Raw genomic sequence first — 19,977 nt, forward strand, 5'->3', positions numbered from 1 at the left:
GGTCTACCTGCTTTTCCTCTGGCTAACTATCCTTAGAGTTCTCGTTTTCCCGTCAGCAACAAGACGCTTTCAATAATAATCGGAGACATCATGAATATTACTCATGCTTATGCCGCCCAGGACGCAAAATCAAAGCTGGCCCCTTTTGAATACCAGCCACGCGAACTACGTGACCACGATGTGCAGATTGAAATTATGTACTGCGGTGTTTGCCACTCCGACCTCCATCAGGCCCGTAACGAGTGGAAAAACACTATTTTTCCTGTCGTCCCTGGTCATGAAATTGTTGGCCGTGTGACGGCTCTGGGCAGCCACGCTCACAAATACAAAGTGGGTGATTTAGTCGGCGTAGGTTGCCTGGTCGATTCCTGTCGTACCTGTGACAGTTGTAAACAAGATCTGGAACAATACTGCGAGAACGGCTTCACCGGAACGTATAACGGTAAGGATCGCACCACCGGCGAAATCACCTACGGCGGTTATTCTACCCAGGTCGTGGTGAACGAAGACTTCGTACTGCGCGTTCCAGAAAACCTTGACCCTGCGGGGGCGGCACCACTGCTCTGCGCCGGTATCACCACTTACTCTCCCCTGAGTCACTGGAAAGTCGGCCCTGGCAAGAAAGTTGGGATTGTCGGTTTGGGTGGGCTGGGCCATATGGGGGTGAAAATTGCCCACGCGATGGGCGCTTATGTGGTGTTGTTTACCACTTCTCCGTCCAAAATCGAAGACGGTAAACGCCTGGGGGCCGATGAGGTCGTTATCTCAAAAGATCCGGATCAAATGGCGCAGCATACCAACAGCTTCGACTTTATCCTGAATACGGTGGCTGCTCAGCATGATCTCAACCCATTCATCACCCTGCTACGTCTCAACGGTACCATGACCCTGGTTGGCGTACCTGAACATGACCATCCATCACCGCATGTTGCCAATCTGATCTACAAACGCCGCAGCGTGGCTGGTTCCCTGATCGGCGGTATTAAAGAAACCCAGGACATGCTGGATTTCTGTGGTAAGCACAACATCACCTCTGATATTGAGATGATCAAAATGGATGAAATTAATGAAGCCTATGAGCGTATGCTGAAAAGCGACGTCAAATACCGCTTCGTTATCGATATTGATTCTCTGCGTAACTAACTAATAAAAACCAGGGAGCGTTGTCGGTCGATTTTCCTGCCAGGCAACGCCCACCTGAGCGCAGAAAAGTGAGTGTTAACTCACCTCAGAATAAGCCGCAGTATGGAAATCAATCTCCCACTTCAGCACTTTGCCATACAGCTCTGACAGCGCAAAACGCAGCTCGCTGTTCAGTCCTGCCGTACAGCGATCCAGTTCCTCTTTCAACCAGTTAGCCTGCTGAAAAAAAGCCTCTTCGGCATGCAGCTCGACCCAGCGGCGAACATCCTCATCACTTTGCGTGGCGGCACTGACCCGCTTACACCAGTGGTAATACATCCACTCGGCGCCAAACATGAGCGTAATAATTTCTTCGTAGCTGCCGCGCTGCGCCACCGTCAGCATGCCGTCACGAAAACGGCGTACCCCAGGCAAATCGTCCGGATAGTTCGCCGGATTAACGTTGCGCTTCGCCAGGACCGTTTCAAACCAGGCAATCTGCGTATCCACCAGCGCATTCAACACCCCGATCAACCAGCGTTGCTGGCGGATCCCCGGCGCTTTACTGACCCCCAATGCGAAAATCGCTATCGCCGTCGCCACGAAATTGCCTTCAAATACCAGATAGCGGTTAAACACCGTTTCCGGCAGGACATCCTGCTCAATATCGCAGACAAAACGGTGTTGCTGCATCGCCTGCCAGTCGCTTTGATGTTCGCGCAGTAAACGATCGCTGAAAGCCTCCATTACTCCTCCTCCAACGCTGCACGGGCAGCGGCCATAAAGTGTTTCACGCGCGCCAGTTCAACATCATTCCACCACACACCATCAACCTTCAGCGCACTGGCAACAATCACCCCCTGGGTGCGGGAAAGGATTTCACCGACGTTATCCGGCGTGACCCCCGATCCCACCAATAGCGGCAAGGCAGTAGCACCTCGAATTTCATCAATCTCGCTCAGGGTAGCGCTGTCGCCGGTACGCTGCCCGGTGGCGATCACCGCGTCAGCATCAAAAAAGTCCAGATCACGGGTCAGCTCCAGAATCGAACGATCAGCGACAATCGCATGGCTGCCATGCTTCACGTGGCTGTCGGCAAACACTTTGATATGCTCAGCACGCAGTTGGCTGCGATAGCGCAGGGCCTTGGCCGCCGCCCCTTCGATAAAGCCTTCGTTAGCGATATAAGCATTCGCCCACTGGTTAACCCGCACAAAGTCTGCGCCGCCAGCCAGTGCGGTCGCCAACGCAGGAATAGCAGCGTTAGCTAACACGTTAATACCTAACGGAACATCAAATCGGCTGCGAATTTTATCGGTAATGACCGCCATGAGTGCTGACGTCTCCGGGCCAATATCTTCCGGTTTGGCAAAAGGAATATCGCCATGATTTTCAATAATTAATCCATGAACACCACCGGAGATATAATTATCAGCATCTCTGATAGCACGCTCAATTATATCTCCTACCGTTTTTCCACGATAATTTGGTGTACCTGGAAAAGGGTCGCAGTGAATAACACCTATAACCGCTTTCTTTCGTGAAAAAATAGCTTGTATTGCGTCAGTTTTTCCTGCTGATATAGCACCCATCATCTTCACCTTGTTTAAGGAAACACTATGCGTGTTTATGTCACCGGTAATATCACCGTCGATGAAACCTGGGCGATAGCCGATATTCCCACAAAAGGTTCATCCATTCATGGCAATAAAATTTCACAAGATATCGGTGGCAAAGGAGCGAACCAGGCCATTATCCTTTCCCGCTGCGGTATTCCCACCACCTTAATAGCCGCAACGGGTAATGATGCGAATGGCCGTTGGATCCGAGAACAAATTAATGCCGAACCGCTACAACTGTTGCCTGATTTCTGCTTCCCCTGTCACAGTGATACCTCAATTATTTTCAACAGCGCTGACGGCGATAACTCCATTATTACCACCACCACCGCTGCCGACTCACTGAGCCTGGCGACCATTACTCAGGCACTGGCTGAAGCCAGGCCTGACGATATTTTGCTGCAACAAGGTAATTTCTCCGTTGAGAAAACCCGTGACCTGTTTCAACTGGCAAAAACTCGCGGCATGACCACCGTATTTAATCCTTCACCGATTAACCCTGATTTTGCCCAGCTTTGGCCGCTGGTTGATATTGCGGTGCTCAACCAGCATGAAGCCGCCGAACTGAAACCAGTCGGCGTAAAAACGTTAGTGGTCACTCACGGTTCACAGGGCGCCAGGCTAACCACGCCTTCCCGGCAACAATTTTGCCCGGCAGAGGCCGCTCAGGCCATTGATACCACCGGTGCTGGCGATACCTTCCTTGCCGTGATGCTGGCCTCCGCGCTGCTACGTCAAACCCCCATTGATACGTTAGCGCTCACTCACGCTGCTAAGGCCGCTGCGCAAACCGTCAGCCGTCGAGGCACCCGAAGCGCCTTCCCACAGCAACACCAACTGGCAGCGCTTCTTCAGTCCTGACAATACCGCCCATCAGCAGATGGGCCGGAACCGGTTTATTTAAACAACGGACGGTAGGTATCGACATTCGCTTTGGTTACCACCGTCGCCGGAACCAGAATACGTTTTGGCACGGTTTTGCCCGCGGTAATGGTATTCAACGCCTTTAACGCTTCGGACCCCATTTTCTCCGGATCCTGTTGCAGCACCGCCACCACATAACCACCGTCGATACCACTTATCGCTTTCGCCGTCAGATCCCAGCCAAACACTTTGATGTCCTTCTGACGTCCCTGATTTTCCACGGCGGCGATCGCCCCCAACAAAGCCGGTTCACCGGTGGCATAGATCGCGGTCAAATCCGGGTTACCGGTTATCAGGTTTTCCGCCGCCGTCATGGCGTCGTCCTGAATATTGCGACCATCCACGACATCAGCCACGGTGATTTGTTGGTTACTTTTGATGGTGTCTGCAAAACCTTTTTGGCGATCATTCTGGATAGCGGAGTTCAACGCGCCCACGATACCCAGTCGCGCTTTGCCCGCCATATTGTTGTGCACATAGTCCAGGAAGAATTTACCCAGAATTTTTCCGCCTTCGATATTATCCACGCCGACCTGCGCCGCCTGTGGACCGGCTGGCAGCACCGCATCGATGGCCACGACTGGAATATGTGCCGCCGCCGCCTCTTTAATTGCCGGCATAATACCGTTCACATCAATCGCGTCGACCAGAATACCCTTAACGCCCTGCTGAATATAATTTTCAATCGCATCATTCTGCGCCACTGGATTATCGGTAGCATTGAATATGACTAAATTTTTACCACTGGCTTTCGCGGCCTCTTGCGCACCTTTATTCATCAGATTAAAAAATAATGCCTGCTGGTTAATCTGTACTAATGCATACTCAGGTGCCGCCGCTATGGCATTCACGCTATAAGCCGATGCTAATAATGCCATTGCCAATGCTACAATACGCATTTTTCCACGGTTAAATAACATCATCATTGTCCTCATTAATTTAGGGTATATAACCACCTCTGCCCCAGCATAAAAATGCTCAGCAGAAAGAATGTTGGCGGGACAAATATCAGATTGACAGACTGGTGAGCCCATTAATAGCAGCTGACCATCAGTAAAGGCCGGCAGGAGACATTTAGATAGCCGGTCCGTTTCGGCCTCTGGATAAAACGCTCATTACCGGTTGGGAATCGCTTCCCGGATGATACAGGTAAACTGGCTATTACAATTCGTCGCGACTGAATTTTTGTCAAGTGCTATTTTTCTCCGGCGCGCGATAACCGGGATAATTCAGGGATAAGGGAGGCGAGCCACTGAGCGTCGCTAACGCACCTGACCGCGCTGAGCATGACGAGGATGGCATCAGAAAATGCTATAACAGCAGCGCTTAACTATGTTACAGATAGCCTTCTTTACCCTGACCTGGCATGATTGATGATTAAAAAACGCGTTCTGTTATCTGATGTAGCGACGCTCGCCGGGCTGTCAAAAGCCACCGTTTCCCGCTACATGAACAACAGTATCGTTCTGCCGCAGGAGACGGTGGCACGGATTGAATCAGCCATCAGACAGCTCGATTATCGTGGCAACAGCCTCGCCCGTCGCCTGAGTAAAGGCGGCAGTGAAACGCTCGGGCTGGTGTTGCCGGATATTACTAACCCCTTTTTTGCTGAACTGGCAGATGCGGCGGAAGAAGCGGCGTCCGAGCATGGTTACAGCCTGGTGCTGTGTATCACCCGCAACAATCCGGAGAAAGAAAGCCAGTTTATCCACTGGCTGGATACCTGCCAGGTGGACGGATTACTGTTCACTACCAACCGGCCAGATAACGGGCTATTGCGTCAGGAAATCCAGCGCCATCAACGTATTGTGCTGTTGGATGAAGATATTCCCGGCAGTCGCGTGCCAAAAGTGTTTGCCGACAACGTGCAGGGCGGGATGCTCGCCACCCAGCAACTGATTACCGCCGGCCACCGCGATATTGCCTTTATCGGCGGGCCGGATCAGTTGATGAGTGTGCGCGAACGTTATCAGGGGTTTTGCACCGCACTGGAGCAGGCTGGTTTGCGCTGTCCTCCCGAGTGGATAATGTACGGAGACTACCAGCGTGAGTTCGGCCAACAGGCACTGCACCAGCTGTTCAGCTGTGATCGGCGTCCCACCGCCGTGTTCGCCGCCAGTGATTTTTTAGTGCTCGGTCTGCTGGACGGGTTACGGGAACGGGGATTACACGCACCAGAGGCGCTTTCGCTGGTCGGCTTTGATGACGCCAGCTATGCTGACTTCACGCAACCACGGATCTCCACCATCCGCCAACCCGCACAAGAACTGGGCAGAACGGCGGTCAGTCTGATGCTGCGCCTGCTAAATGGCGAAGAAAATGTCCCTGCAGAAACCCGTTTACCGGTCACCTGGATTGGCCGCGATTCCATCCAGCCGCGTTAACCCCTGCTCAAAATAGCGCATATTACGCACAAAAATGGCGCAAAAAATCTGCCTCGCTATCTGCCGCCATGCCAGCGGGTAAACCGGTTTACCTGTGGTATTTAAAATTATCTGGAGAAGATACAGTAAGTTACAAACATTCTCTCCCTCTTCGTGTTCATACTGGCATGGAAGCTGCTTTGCCTATCCTGGCGAACAAATATTTAGTGAGTGTTTTGTCCCGATGTGCATGGAGACAGTTCTGTTACTCAGGTAAACCGGTTTACAAGGTGTAAACCGAGAGCAACGGAACATTTTTCAGCCATCACCTCCACCACACCGTCTGGCGATGGGAGTACATGATGCAACATCCAGGCCCTGCCACCGCGCGGGTAGAAATGGTCAATATCACCAAGACTTATGGCTCAATACGTTCGTTACGCGGCGTCAATTTGCGGCTGGCGCCAGGCGAAGTACTCGGTCTGGTCGGCGATAACGGCGCCGGTAAATCCACCCTGACCAAAGTGCTGTCCGGGGCAGTGGTCCCGACCAGCGGCGCTATCCGTATTGATGGCGAAGAACAGCACTTTACCAATCCGGCGGATGCCCGTCGTTGCCATATCGAAATGGTCTATCAGGATCTCTCGCTGTGCGACACCGTCGACGTGGCGGGAAATCTGTTTATGGGCCGCGAACCAATGAAACAGGTTCTCGGTATTCCCTTTATGGATCAGGCCAAAATGCACGCCGATGCCCGTGAGATGCTGAAGGGATTGGGGATCTCGATTCCCGACACCCATATGCTGGTGCGCAATCTCTCCGGCGGGCAGCGTCAGGCGATAGCCATTGCGCGAGCAGCGGCCTTCGATCCCAAGGTGTTGATTATGGATGAACCCACCGCGGCGTTGGCGGTGGCTGAAGTGGAAGCGGTGCTGGAATTAATCCGGCGGGTCAGTGAGCGGGGGGTCAGCGTTATCCTGATTACTCACCGCCTGCAGGATCTGTTTCTGGTCTGTCACCGCATTATGGTGATGTATGAAGGCAGCAACGTGGCGGATCGCCTGGTGGCGGAAACCAGTCTGAGCGATATCGTTAACCTGATTGTAGGTGAAAAATTCACCGCACATTCAGCCGCCGCGCACTGAGGGAAACAGGATGAGTATGGTCAATTTAAGGGGTTCTCGTGTTATCCCGCACTCACTGCCACGCCGCATGCTGCACAACCACTCGGGCGTAGTCAGTATCGCGCTGTTTTTTGTCTGCTGCTGCGTGGTGTTCTCGCTGATCACCAGCACGTTCTTTAGCGGCGCAAACTGGATGAACATCATCCGCCAGAGTGCGCCACTGCTGATTGTCGCCACCGCCATGACGCTGGTTATCACCACTGGCGGCATCGATTTGTCGGTGGGTTCCACACTGGCGTTAGTGGGTGCTCTTTCAGCTATCGCCTTGAATAACTGGGGATTGCCGTGGCCAGTGGTACTGACTGGTGGCCTGGTGCTTGGCGGACTGGTCGGCGCAGTCAACGGTTTCTTCATCGCTTATGAGGGGATACCGGCGTTTATTGTCACCCTTGCCACACTGGCGGTGGTACGCGGCGTAGCGCTGTTGATAACCCAGGGCTATTCCATCCCTATTCCAGAGGATAGCGCATTTGCATTGATGGGACGGGCCTGGGTGATAGGGATACCGATGCCCGCGCTGATTGGCATCGTGGTGCTGATTTTTGGCCATATTGTACTGAATTATATGCGTTTTGGCCGCTACGTGACCGCGATTGGCGCCAATGTCGAAGGCGCCCGCCGCAGCGGGATCAACACCAAAGCGGTGACCTTGCGTGTGTATATCATCAGCAGCATGGCCGCCGCGCTGGCTGGGATGATCATTACGGCTCGCCTCGGCAGCGGTTCCTCTAACCAGGGAGAAGGCTTTGAGCTACAGGTTATCGCGGCGGTGGTGCTGGGCAGCACCAGCCTGTTTGGCGGCTTCGGCACCATCCTCGGCACGCTACTGGGCGCCATGTCGATAGCCATTATCCAGAACGGCCTGATCCTGTCGCATATTTCGCCGTTTTATAGCCAGATAGCCACTGGCACCATCATCCTGCTGGCCATCTGGCTGAACACCCGTATTCTCAACCCGTCGCGCACGACAGCGAAAGGATAACCGATGAAAGGATCGATTTTTCGCCATGCCGATCCATTGCCGGTCGGGATCAACAGCGGACATGTGATGACCGTCCTGGGCCCCATCCCGCTGAATGAGATGGGCGTCACACTGATGCATGAACATATCTTGCTGGATGCGTCAGGAAAATGGGTTCCCCCCTGCTGCTGTAGTGATCGCCACATCGCGGAGATGCCGGTACGCATCGAAAACCTGGGCGAGTTATCCCTCAACCCATTGATGAGCCGTGATAACTGCCAGTTGTTTGATGTCGATGTCGCAATTGAAGAACTCATGAAATTCCGTGCGCTGGGCGGCGAGACGGTCATCGACCCCACCAATATCGGTATTGGCCGTGACCCAAAAGCATTGCAGCGGATTTCACGCCTGACGGGTCTGAATATCGTGATGGGCACTGGGCTGTATCTTGCGCCTTCTCATCCGGAATGGGTGAAAACCATCACCGTTGAACAACTGACGGAAAAGCTGATTTACGATGTCGGCGGCGCGGATCAAAAACCCGAGGTGCTGGCTGGCTTGATCGGCGAAATTGGCGTATCCAGCCGGTTTACCGCCGATGAAGAAAAATCGCTGCGCGCCGCAGGACGCGCCAGTGCCGCCACCGGCGTACCGATAGAGGTCCACCTCCCGGGCTGGGAACGGCTCGGCCATCAGGTGCTTGATATCCTCGCGCAGGAAGGTGCTGATCTGCGTCACACCGTGCTGTGCCATATGAATCCCAGTTTTGCCGACAAAACCTATCAACGCGAACTGGCGCAACGCGGCGCCTTTCTCGAATACGACATGATCGGCATGCACTATTACTACGCCGATGAGTCCGCCCAGTCTCCTTCTGATGAAGAGAATGCCCGCGCTATCTGTGAACTGATCGACGATGGCTTTATTCAACAGATTTTGCTGTCGCAGGACGTGTTTCTGAAAACCATGCTGACCCGCTACGGCGGCCATGGTTATGGCTATATCCTTAAGCATTTTGTTCCCCGCCTGCGTCGACATGGTGTGAGCGGTGAACAGCTTGAAACATTAATGATTGCTAATCCGCAGCGCGTATTTGGCGGATAAAGGGAAAAATTATGCGAAAGAACATCCTGTTGGTTGGCGAGTCCTGGACCAGTACCGCTACCCATGTAAAGGGCTTTGACCAGTTCGCCACCGCCACCTGGCATAACGGCGCGACTGATTTCCTCGCAGCGCTGGCTGACAGTCATTACGCCATCAGCCATATGCCAGCGCATGAAGCGCCCGTCAATTTTCCGCTGACGCTGGCCGAACTACAGCAATGGGATGCGATTATTCTGTCCGACATCGGTGCGAACACACTGCTGCTGCATCCGGATACCTGGCTCAAAAGCCAACGGACGCCAAACCGTCTGGCGCTACTCCATGACTACGTGGCGGCAGGCGGCAGCCTGATGATGATCGGCGGCTATTACAGCTTCCAGGGGATCAACGGCGGCGCGCGCTATCGCCACACTCCCGTGGAAAAAGTGTTACCGGTGCGTTGCCTGGCCTGGGATGATCGGATCGAATCTCCACAAGGAATTTATCCGGAAATCAAACAATCGCATTCGGTGTTTAACGACATTACCGGCGACTGGCCATGGTTACTGGGCTACAACGAAGTTGAAATGCAACCGGAAGGCACCTTGCTGGCGACCGTGGCCGGTACGGAACATCCGCTGCTCGCCGTGCGGGAATACCAGCAGGGCCGTTCCCTGGTGTGGACCAGCGACATGTCTGCTCACTGGCTGCCAAATGAGTTCGCCGCCTGGCCGGGCTACCGTCAGTTGTGGCTCAACTGTCTGGACTGGCTGACAGGGCAAGCCTGATGGCAGACCAGACCATCAGACGACGACGCGCCCACATGACCAGCGAGAATTTCATGGCAGGTGTTGCGGCCTGCTCATTTTTAGCAGTCTGAAGGATAGCCGGATGACCCATTCCACTTTATTGTTGGCTCAACGTCTACTGCGTTTTGACACCCTTAACCCTCCCGGCGATGAAGCCGCCTGCATGGCGTTTTTTGCCGAATGGCTGAGCGAACAAGGTTTTGCGGTTACCCTCACGACCTTCGGTGAACATCGCTGCAATCTGGTTGCACAAATGCCCGGGACTCGACCAGGCCGTCCGCTGGCCTTCACCGGCCATCTGGATACGGTGCCACTGGGCTATCAGGCCTGGCAGTACCATCCTTTTGGCGATGATGTCATTGATGGGCGGCTGTATGGGCGAGGTTCCAGTGATATGAAAGCCGCCATTGCTGCTTTCGCTGTCGCCTGTGTCAACCATCAGGCGGCAATCCGGGCAGGCACCGGCGTGGTACTGCTGATAACCGGTGGCGAAGAGACCGGTTGTGACGGTGCCAGGGCGCTGATCGAGGGAAGTGAATTACCGGAGATTGGCGCACTGATCGTCGGCGAACCCACGGCGAACTATCCGGTTATCGGGCATAAAGGCGCACTGTGGCTGCGCGGTGAAACGCGGGGGAAAACAGCGCATGGCGCGATGCCGGAACGGGGAATTAACGCGATTTATCTGGCCGCTGAAGCGCTGGGGAAAATTCGTCAGTTCGAACCAGGCGCCCCTCATCCATTAATGAAGAAACCGACACTGAACGTTGGCCGCATTCAGGGCGGGCTCAACATCAATTCCGTTCCCGACCATACACAGTTTGATGTGGATATCCGCACCGCGCCAAATCTGCAACACGCCACCATCCGACAAAATTTGGCCACTGCGCTGGGTGAAACGGTGACCCTTTCCACCCTGATTGACCTGCCTGCGGTGCTAAGCGCGGAGGATAACCGCTGGATAACCCGCGTATACCAACGCTGCCAGCCATTGCATGCCCAACCGCTGAGTGCGAAGGTCGTGCCCTACTTCACCGATGCGTCGTTGTTGCTCCCGGCCCTGAACAACCCACCGTGCATCATCCTTGGCCCAGGAGAGCCGGACATGGCACACCAGACCGATGAATACTGCCTGCTGAGCCGCCTGAATGAGGCTGAAACGCTGTACGGCGAGCTGATTGATGACTGGCAGACAGGGCAATGGGACGGATAATAAAAAATTGGAGGAAATGGCCGCCAGCCGCGGCCAGCATTATTTCGCCCGACAGGCCCCGACAGTAAATTCATTCGCCATGGCGAAACCGCGCAGCCCGCCGACCAGCACCGCCATCAATTGAGTACCAACTTGCTTTTCTGTCAGGCCGACGGTATGCAAAAGGTCAAAAATTTCACGCGGGTCGAACAGAATGTTCCAGAGAAAAATCGCCTTATCACCAATATCCGGAAGCCCCATCTCCGCCATCGCCTCACGTAATGGTGGCCGCAGCGCATCAGCCTGCACCAGAAGGTATTCCGCACCTTGCCATAAACGTTCCAGGTAACCGCGACGGTTACGCATCGGCACCATGGCGGCACCGCGCTCGCGAACCAGCTTAATCCAGTACCGACTGACCTTCTCCAGTTTCAGTAAACCGTCGCACGTCTGACGCTGACTGTAATCAAGCAGCAACTGTCCCACTTCCTGACGCCAGGTGTTCAGCACCTCTTCAACCGACGTAAACTGACGGTAGGCGGTTGCCACGGAAACCCCCGCTTCCGCCGCAATTTCCGTCATGCTTATCGGTGCTTCTGACCGCTCGAAGAGTCTGACCGCGGCCTGGATAAGATTCTTACGGTTTCTTTCGGTATCACTGCGCATCGTTTTTCCAGCCATGGTGAGTCAGTTTCCTCTGGCAATTCTGGTTACCGCAGTCCCGCAAGGCCCCGCTTAAGACGGCGTATCCCTTCGTTGATCGTCTCACTACTCGCCGCATAAGAGAGGCGTAAGTGTCCTTCTCCGGCAGCACCAAATTCACTTCCCGGCCGTACGGCAACACCCTGTTCACGCAGCAGTGAAACCATGTCGATGGCCGGAATGGGCAGCGAATAAGCTGGGAAACAATAAAATGCCCCTTCCGGCTCATTCAGGGTCAGCTCAGGTATAGATGACAGTCCGTCGATCATCAACAAGCGCCGTTGTCGGTAGACATCATACATACGTTTGATGTCATCCTGACACTCAGTCAGGGCCACCAGCGCCGCTCGCTGCACCGCGCTGTTAACCGAACCATTAACACTATTATGCACCCGTGCGGCGGCGGCGATCATCTCTGCAGGCCCCGCAAGATAACCGACACGCCATCCTGTCATCGCATAAGTTTTGGAAAAAGTCTGACAGAACAGCGTTCTCCCCGCAAAGGCGGGAACCTGCAAAACCGACGTAAATGGACGCTCAGTAAACACCAGGTCACTGTAGGCTTCATCAGCAATCACCAGGGTATTATAACGATTGACCAGACGGCCCAACGCGTCGATTTCTTCCCGGTGATGAACAATACCGGTCGGGTTACCTGGATTACAAAAGACAAATAACTTCGCGTCTTCCATCACCGTGGCAAGACGTGCAAGATCCCAGTGTAAATCAGCACGACAGGGCATCGGGATGCAAATCCCTCCCGCCATATTGACCAGATCAGCATACAGCGAATAGGTTGGATCCGGGATAACCACCCGATCGCCAGGATTGACGATCGAAAGGATCGCCGCCGCCAGGCCGGCAGTACCGCCATGGGTGACCAGAATTTCGCCAGGCCGCACCGGATTTCCGCTTCGTGCGGATACGTCGTCGGCCAGAGCCTGACAAAGCGCCGGATCGCCCAGCAACGGGGCATAATGGGTATAACCACTTTTTAGCGCCTCCGCAGCGGCCTCGATAATACGTGGCGGCGTATCAAAGTCTGGTTCGCCCATCGCCAGCGAAACCATACCACCGCTTGAGGCCGGTTGTTGCACGCGCAGCGAGGTGCGCTCAATACGGCGTACCGCCTCGGAGGCAGTAAATAATTTGGCAGACATCATTCACCTTTTATAGTCGGGTTCAGCGATTGTTTTCGCGCTCGGCTTTACACTCGGCTGGTGCATTTTTCCAACGACTCACTTCAATATCGCCAGAAACATCGCGCAGGAAAGTCGGTGCAATAATCAACTCTTCAATAACGGTACGGGCAGGAAGCGAGGCCGCCAGCAAAATGGCCTCGGCCACATCTTCAGGCTGAACCATACGCTGCCGAACCTCCGGCAATGGCGGATTAGCACGGTTATCCATGATCGGCGTGTTCACTTCGCCCGGCAGAATACAGACAGAACGGATCCCGTCATTGCGGAAGGTATTGTGTAAGTAAGTCATGAAGTTACGAACGGCAGCCTTCGCCGCGCCGTACGCCGCGCCCCCCAACAAATTGGGGCGCAACGCGGCCAGCGATGAAACCGTGATAATAGTCCCGTTCTTACGGGCCAGCATGGTGGGCAACAGAGCCTGAGTCAGCAGGAAAACCGCTTTCATGTTGACGTCCTGCACCTGATCCCACTCCTCTTCCTGGATCCAGCGGGCATTTAACGTCTTACTGGCGCTCCCTGCGTTATTCACCAAAATATCAACATCGCCCAGCTCACTCGTGGCCCACGCCACCAGCGCCTCGACCTCACTCTTTTTGGCGATGTCCGCCGCATACGTCCAGACAGTGCCATCATTCTGTCGCAGCGTTGTGGCCACCTCATCCAGTGCAGACTGCCGACGCCCCACTAACACCACCCGGGCGCCACGTTCGGCAAACCCTGCGGCCGCCGCCTGGCCAATACCGCTTCCGGCCCCCGTAATGAGGACCACCTTTCCGCTTAAATTACTCATTATCGCCCTCCCGCTCCGCCACATTCACCCCATAGTCACGTAATGCACCCGCTGCGGTAATATAGCCTTCCTGCCAATCCCACAGGACCGCCTGCCTGTCGCGTTCCGCCACCGGCATTTTTCCGCCACCGCCAGGCATCTGGATCGTCACTTCGTCACCGGGCAATACATCATGTCGTCCCACCGGTTTCGCCAGAGGTTCACCATTGATAGCGACGAGATTAGGCGCTCCCGCCGCCCCCCCCAACACGCCTTCCGCCGCGTGTTTCTGACGGGAATAAAACATGCTGTGGCTCAATGTATGTTGGCTGGTATTACGGATAACCATGCGTTGGGCGACCCCACCGCGATAACGGCCGGCCCCGCCTGAATCAGGCACTATGGCCTTTTGCATGAACAGGAGCGGGGTCGTTGATTCAATCAATTCAACAGGAGTGGAAGACATGTTGCCCGGGAAACCGGCCACGATGCCGTCGGCTGATGGACGAGCGCCCGTCCCACCATTGACACACAGGCTTTCGACAAAACGCCGACCATCGTCAAATTGTCCGGCAAACACGTCACAGGTCACTGGGGCGCTACCGGAGTGCCCCATAACCCGCTCCGGCATAATGTCGGACAGTGCCGTGAAGATAGCCGCATGCGCCATATGACCGACACGGTTACGCATCTCTACCGCACAGGGCGGTCGCGCATTGGCGATCGAACCTTCCGGCGCAGTCACGGTGATGGGTTTAAAGCAGCCATCGTTATTGGGGAGATGCGGTTCCAGCAGGCATTTCAATGGATAAACACTGTAGGCATAGGTGAACGACATCGGACAATTACTGCCGAACAGTGATTCTGCTGACGATCCGCTGTAATCAATGGTGATATTGCTACCCTCAACGATGACGGCGACATTCAGGTGGATATCGCCTTCATAATCACCGATGTCCACCGCGGCCTGATAGCGCCCATCCGGTACCGCGGTAATCGCTTTACGCATGGCGTTTTCAGTCAGCGCGTGAATTTTCTCAGCCAGTGGCGTCACTGATTCCAGATTCAGATCATTCATCAAGCCCAGCAAGCCGTTGGCACCGATTTGGTTGGCCGCCAGCATGGCATGGAGATCGCCGGCCACCTGATCTGGCGAACGCACATTCGCCAGGAACAGATCCAGCAATTGCTGATTAACCTGGCCTTCAATGATCAGTTTGCTCGGCGGGATCAGGAAACCTTCTTCAAACATGTCACGCGATGAGCCCATATTCAGCGAACCACCAATATCTGACATATGCGCCGCCGCACCGGTAAACGCCACCAGTTTGTCGTTACGGAACACCGGGGTCACCACCGTGACATCGTTAAGATGACCGGTTCCCAGCCACGGGTCATTGGTTATCAGGCTGTCGCCCGGCTTCAGCGACTCCGCTGGAAATTTAGCCAGCAGGTGTCGTACCGTCGCAGGCAACGTGCCAATAAATACCGGTACGCTGGTTTTCGGTTGTGCCAGTGAACGACCGTCGGCGTCCATCAACAGACAGGAGTAATCACCGACTTCACGAATAATGCTGGAGAATGCCATGTTCACCAACGTCGCGGCAGCCTCTTCGGCAATACTGACCAGTCGATCCCAGGTAATGCGCAGGCTCACCGGGTCATCAAGAAAACGCAGGTTATCGGGGGGTGCAATCATCATCCGTTCAGCTCCATCAAAATATTGCCTTGCTCATCCAGTTGCGCTGAGGCGCCTGGACCGACGTAAATCGCACACTCTTTTTCCTGCAGCAGCGCGGGCCCCTGAACGGCGACGCCAGTGACCAGCAAGCTGCGCGGAATGACGCGACACGGGCTAAAACCCTGCTCTCGCCCGAGGTAAACCGCCTGGTTTTTTTCACGGGCATCAGGCTCAGGATGAGCTGATTGATCAGTGGTGGTGAGTATCGGGGGCGTGGTCTGAACACGCCCGCGCCAGTTCACGACTTCAACACTTTGCCCCGGCAAAATACGCCCAAACCGGGTCTGGTGCGCGGCTTCAAAGGCCGTAATCAGCGCCTGAACATCCCCCTGAGCAAGGAAACGTTCCGGCAGCGTCACCGTCAGTTCAGACCCCTGCCCGACATAACGTACACCAGCCAGTTTCTGTTGCACGATACAGTCAGGATCCGCGTTGGCGGCGGCCAGGGTGGTCATCGCCTCATCGAAGCCTTCGGCGAATATCGCCTTGATACGGGTGATATCGATTCCCGCTAACAAACGGCAACGATCACTACGCACAAAGTCAGCACTCGGCGGTGCCGTCAGCAAGCCAAAGGCCGAATAGACCCCGGCACCATGGGGGAAAAAGACCCGTTTCACCGCCAGTTGTTTCGCCAACGACCAGGCATGGCTGGGGCCTGCACCGCCAAAAGCCAGCATAGTCATCTGTGATGGATTGACATTTTTCTCCACGGCATGAGTACGCAACGCTTCCGACATCTTACTGTTAGCCACCTCATGGATGCCCCAGGCCGCGTCTTCGATACTCAGACCAAGTGGTTCAGCCACCTGACGAATAGCCTGTCGGGCGGCGTCAACATCTAAACGCATCCGTCCACCGAGAAAGGCATCAGGATCCAGCAGTCCGAGAACCAGATTCGCGTCGGTCACGGTGGGCAAACAGCCGCCGCGGCCATAACAAGCCGGACCCGGCCAGGCACTGGCGCTTTCCGGACCGATCTCCAGCAGCCCCAGGGTATCGACACGGGCAATACTGCCGCCGCCCGCGCCAATCTCGATCATATCGACTACCGGTAACTTCACTGGCAGGCCGCTGCCTTTCAGCAAACGATCGGCACGCCCCACTTCATAATCGGTGGTGATTGTCGGCTCGCCGTGACGCACCACACAGGCTTTTGCCGTCGTCCCTCCCATATCAAATGCCAGCACTTGCTGTTGCCCATTTTTACGGGCAAACGCGGCGGTGGCGACGATCCCTCCGGCCGGACCGGACTCAATAATGCGCGTGGGATAATCAGCAGCGACCTGTGGTGCCATTAATCCACCGTTTGATCCCATCACCAACCAGTCACAGACGAACCCGCCTTCGCGCAATTTTTCTTCCAGTCGCGCCATATAACGGCGCGCTTTAGGCTGCACGAAGGCATTCATCGCGGTGAGTACCCCACGATCATATTCACGGATTTCACGCGACACTTTATGTGATACGGAAATGGAGACGCCTGGCAACTCACGGCTGAGAATCGCTTCAATGCGCAATTCATGTTCCGGCCAGGCGTAAGCATGCAGACACAACACCGCCACCGCTTCATAACGCTGAGCGCGTAACTCGGCAGCAAGTTGCACCACTTCGGCCTCATCAAGCGGGGTGATTATCTCGCCTCGCGCCGTGACCCGTTCGGAAATTTCATACGCCTGAGAACGTGGCAGAAGCGGCTGAGCCGGCGCTCCGTTTAAGTCATAAATGTCGTAACGGTATTCACGTCCCAACACCAGCACATCACGAAAACCACGCGTGACCACCAACGCCGTTTTGGCGCCACGACGTTCCAGCAAGGCATTAATCGCCAACGTGGTGCCATGGGTGATGGTATGAATATCACTGGCCTGCAGGCCCGCCTGCGCCACTAATTGCGTCAGGCCGGTGTAGGCCCCATCCGCAGGATCGTCAGGCGTAGTGAGTGTTTTGTGGCGAACCGTTTCCCCCGTCGTATCATTTAACAGCACCAGATCGGTGAAGGTGCCACCAATATCAAACCCTATCCGCCAGGATGACGCACTTTTCATGTTGACCTCAAAAATCCAGAGAGATGGCTGATTGTCGCTTACTCGTCGTTAAGCGGCTTGCCAGCGGTTTCTTGTAGATAAAACGTGCTAATCAAGGTCAGTACCGCAGTAAAAATCACCATGTAGCTTGGGATACTGGCAATACCGGTGAGACCGATTAACCAGGTCATCAGCAACGGCGCCGAACCGCCAAAGATAACCGTGGAAAGGTTGAAACCAATGCTGTAAGCGCTATAACGCACATTGGTTGGAAACATTTCAGCCAGCGTGGTCTGGATAACCCCGGCATGTCCGGCAAAAGCGCAGGCCAGCAGAATGCTGGCCATACAAGCCAGCGGCATGGTGCCGAGCGTTAACAGCCAGAAACACGGCCATGCCAGTACTCCCATCGCAATAGCGGAGGCAATCAACATCGGTTTACGTCCGAGTCGATCAGACAGCCAGGCCATTAACGGAATGGCGCAGATGATCGTGACCAGACCACTGGCGGTGACCATCAGGCTCTGGAGCTGCTGAAAATGCATCACTTTGTTGAGATAAGTCGGCATATAGACAAACAGAATGTAATAGCCGGGACCGTTGACCGCCGGTAAGGTGATGGCCAGACCAATCGCTTTCAGATGACGTCCGGAGGAAAGCACCTCACGAATGGGGTTACGTACCACCCGCTTATTGGCTTTCACCATCTGAAAGTGAGGGGTATCCTGGATGCGGGTACGGATATAGACCCCAATCAATGCCATCGGAATGGCCAACAAAAATGGCACCCGCCACAGCCAATGGTTCATGGCCACCACACCAAAGACATTGATGAGTCCACTGATTAACAGACTGCCGAACAGCAAAGCGATAAACGACCCCATCACCAACGGCGACATCACCACTGCACGACGGTGATCTTCAGCATATTCAGCCACAAAAGACCCTGCGCCAGACACTTCACCACCGGCGGAAAAGCCCTGTACCACCCGGAGAAAAATCAGCAATGCCGGGGCTACCCAACCAATACTGGCGTAACCGGGCACCAAACCAATCGCCGCCGTAGCCAGTGAAATCATCAACAACAACATCGCTAAAAGCTTCTGACGCCCCAGTTTGTCGCCCAGGTAACCACAGATGACCCCACCAAACGGACGGGCAACGAAACTCACCGTGAATCCGACATACGTCAGCATCAACCCTGCATCCGTGGCACTCATCTCTTTGGCGGAAAACACCAGGACCAGTGAACTGACCAGTAAACCGTAGATCCCGTAGTCATACCATTCCACAAATGAACCGACCCCGCCGGCAATGGATGCGCGGCGCACCACGCTATTCCTGGTCGTTTCATCCTTCGGCAAAGCGTAATCCATTGTTGCCACATGTGATTTCGTCATTGTTTTGCCCTGAAAATGTGTTTGATTTATCCCGGTGTTAACGCGAACCAGTTATCTTTACTGGTAATGTTGCGTGACTTCCGCTGTCATTGCCGCTTCGCGACGCGCAACCTCTTGTACCGCCGCCAACACCGCCTCAGCCCGCCAGAACGGGATGACGATGATGCCGTCGTCGTCTCCAACCACAATGTCTCCCGCACAGCACACCACACCGCCAATCGCCACGGGTTCGCCAATGACACCGGGGCCATTCTTATAAGGACCCGCCGGTGTCGTACCGCGACAAAACGTCGGAAACCCGGTCGCTTCAACGACCTTACGGTCACGTATTGCCCCATCAATAACCTGTGCAACCGCGCCAGCCTGCTGGAAGCGCTGAGTCAGTTGTTCGCCAACCAGCGCACGATCAATATGGCCTAACCCATTGATCATCATCACATCGCCAGGCTGAATGTAATCCAGTGCTCTGATTACCGCCGCGTTATCGCCTGCGGTAACCAGTACCGGAAAAGCAAAGCCGACAAAGGGGGTATTACTGCTGACAGGCACGATAGCCGCGTCACACATATTTAACCTTTCCATCGCATCGCCAATGTTTGCGACAGGAAATCCGGTAAAAGCAGAACGCCATTTTTGCTCCGGGCGCTGCCACGATGAAGAAATACGAATATCTGCTGCTTTAAGTGCCATTGCCCCGACCTAAAAGTGATAAGAAATTATCAAGTGAGAATCTTTTATCACTTTTAAACAGGGAAATTGCAACGTTTTTATATGATCTAAATCCGTATAAAAATAAAAACAAATGCCTGAAACACAACATAACCCAGGCAAATGACAATATATAACAAATTGATATTTATCGATTTTTATTGAAAAACC

18 protein-coding genes are annotated in these 19,977 nt (G+C 54.5%); 8 read left to right on the plus strand and 10 right to left on the minus strand.

Annotated features, from left to right (window positions below; translation table 11 throughout):
• Positions 1-90 precede the first annotated feature (90 nt).
• A complete protein-coding gene (locus EH228_RS11430; RefSeq protein ID WP_152321791.1) occupies positions 91-1,143 on the plus strand; it encodes an NAD(P)-dependent alcohol dehydrogenase in 1,053 nt (350 codons plus the stop codon).
• Positions 1,144-1,218: 75 nt separating this feature from the next.
• Here EH228_RS11430 and EH228_RS11435 read toward each other — a convergent pair whose 3' ends face one another.
• Both EH228_RS11435 and EH228_RS11440 read right to left on the minus strand, forming a co-directional pair.
• Positions 1,219-1,869, minus strand: a complete 651-nt coding sequence (locus tag EH228_RS11435) for a TenA family protein (RefSeq protein ID WP_152321792.1) — start codon at positions 1,867-1,869, stop codon at positions 1,219-1,221.
• On the minus strand, positions 1,869-2,714 hold the full coding sequence (locus EH228_RS11440) for a BtpA family protein (protein WP_152321793.1): 846 nt from the start codon (positions 2,712-2,714) through the stop codon (positions 1,869-1,871). The genes EH228_RS11435 and EH228_RS11440 overlap by 1 nt, the downstream gene beginning before the upstream one ends.
• 27 nt (positions 2,715-2,741) lie before the next feature.
• On the opposite strand from EH228_RS11440, the gene EH228_RS11445 reads away from it, so the two are divergent.
• Positions 2,742-3,602 carry a PfkB family carbohydrate kinase gene (locus tag EH228_RS11445; RefSeq protein ID WP_152321794.1) on the plus strand — a complete coding sequence of 287 codons (861 nt, stop codon included), beginning with the start codon at positions 2,742-2,744 and terminating at the stop codon, positions 3,600-3,602.
• Positions 3,603-3,637: 35 nt separating this feature from the next.
• On the opposite strand, the gene EH228_RS11450 is transcribed toward EH228_RS11445, so the two are convergent.
• Positions 3,638-4,588: an ABC transporter substrate-binding protein gene (locus tag EH228_RS11450; RefSeq protein WP_152321841.1), complete on the minus strand. Its 951-nt coding sequence runs from the start codon at positions 4,586-4,588 to the stop codon at positions 3,638-3,640.
• A gap of 450 nt (positions 4,589-5,038) precedes the next feature.
• Here EH228_RS11450 and EH228_RS11455 point away from each other — a divergent pair, with 450 nt between their 5' ends.
• The 6 genes from EH228_RS11455 (at position 5,039) to EH228_RS11480 (ending at position 11,278) form a co-directional block, all read left to right on the plus strand.
• Positions 5,039-6,049: a LacI family DNA-binding transcriptional regulator gene (locus EH228_RS11455; protein WP_152321795.1), complete on the plus strand. Its 1,011-nt coding sequence runs from the start codon at positions 5,039-5,041 to the stop codon at positions 6,047-6,049.
• 377 nt (positions 6,050-6,426) lie between these two features.
• A complete protein-coding gene (locus EH228_RS11460; protein ID WP_193323333.1) occupies positions 6,427-7,173 on the plus strand; it encodes an ATP-binding cassette domain-containing protein in 747 nt (248 codons plus the stop codon).
• Positions 7,174-7,183: 10 nt separating this feature from the next.
• Positions 7,184-8,194 (plus strand): ABC transporter permease, encoded by a 1,011-nt coding sequence (locus tag EH228_RS11465; protein WP_152321796.1) that lies wholly within the window; start codon positions 7,184-7,186, stop codon positions 8,192-8,194.
• 3 nt (positions 8,195-8,197) lie between these two features.
• Positions 8,198-9,277 (plus strand): phosphotriesterase family protein, encoded by a 1,080-nt coding sequence (locus tag EH228_RS11470; protein WP_152321797.1) that lies wholly within the window; start codon positions 8,198-8,200, stop codon positions 9,275-9,277.
• Between the two features lie 11 nt (positions 9,278-9,288).
• On the plus strand, positions 9,289-10,044 hold the full coding sequence (locus EH228_RS11475) for a glutamine amidotransferase (protein WP_152321798.1): 756 nt from the start codon (positions 9,289-9,291) through the stop codon (positions 10,042-10,044).
• Between the two features lie 103 nt (positions 10,045-10,147).
• Positions 10,148-11,278, plus strand: coding sequence for a M20 family metallopeptidase (locus tag EH228_RS11480; protein ID WP_152321799.1), 1,131 nt, complete (start codon positions 10,148-10,150; stop codon positions 11,276-11,278).
• A gap of 39 nt (positions 11,279-11,317) precedes the next feature.
• Here EH228_RS11480 and EH228_RS11485 read toward each other — a convergent pair whose 3' ends face one another.
• The 7 genes from EH228_RS11485 to EH228_RS11515 are packed head-to-tail and all read right to left on the minus strand — an operon-like array spanning position 11,318 to position 19,788.
• Complete coding sequence (locus EH228_RS11485) at positions 11,318-11,938, minus strand: TetR/AcrR family transcriptional regulator (protein WP_152321800.1); 621 nt, start codon at positions 11,936-11,938, stop codon at positions 11,318-11,320.
• A 29-nt stretch (positions 11,939-11,967) separates the two neighbouring features.
• On the minus strand, positions 11,968-13,119 hold the full coding sequence (locus EH228_RS11490; RefSeq protein ID WP_152321801.1) for a pyridoxal phosphate-dependent aminotransferase: 1,152 nt from the start codon (positions 13,117-13,119) through the stop codon (positions 11,968-11,970).
• Positions 13,120-13,141: 22 nt separating this feature from the next.
• Positions 13,142-13,951: an SDR family oxidoreductase gene (locus EH228_RS11495; RefSeq protein ID WP_152321802.1), complete on the minus strand. Its 810-nt coding sequence runs from the start codon at positions 13,949-13,951 to the stop codon at positions 13,142-13,144.
• A complete protein-coding gene (locus EH228_RS11500) occupies positions 13,944-15,632 on the minus strand; it encodes a hydantoinase B/oxoprolinase family protein (protein ID WP_152321803.1) in 1,689 nt (562 codons plus the stop codon). Before EH228_RS11500 ends, EH228_RS11495 begins: the two co-directional genes overlap by 8 nt.
• Positions 15,629-17,719 (minus strand): hydantoinase/oxoprolinase family protein, encoded by a 2,091-nt coding sequence (locus tag EH228_RS11505; RefSeq protein ID WP_152321804.1) that lies wholly within the window; start codon positions 17,717-17,719, stop codon positions 15,629-15,631. The genes EH228_RS11500 and EH228_RS11505 overlap by 4 nt, the downstream gene beginning before the upstream one ends.
• Positions 17,720-17,757: 38 nt before the next feature.
• The gene (locus tag EH228_RS11510) at positions 17,758-19,098 is read right to left on the minus strand and encodes an MFS transporter (RefSeq protein WP_152321805.1); all 1,341 of its coding nucleotides are present in this window, start codon (positions 19,096-19,098) and stop codon (positions 17,758-17,760) included.
• 57 nt (positions 19,099-19,155) lie between these two features.
• Positions 19,156-19,788, minus strand: coding sequence for an RraA family protein (locus EH228_RS11515; RefSeq protein WP_152321806.1), 633 nt, complete (start codon positions 19,786-19,788; stop codon positions 19,156-19,158).
• Positions 19,789-19,977 lie beyond the last annotated feature (189 nt).

The organism is Erwinia endophytica, assembly GCF_009295515.1.
In the GTDB taxonomy this organism is placed as follows: Bacteria; Pseudomonadota; Gammaproteobacteria; order Enterobacterales; family Enterobacteriaceae; genus Erwinia; species Erwinia endophytica.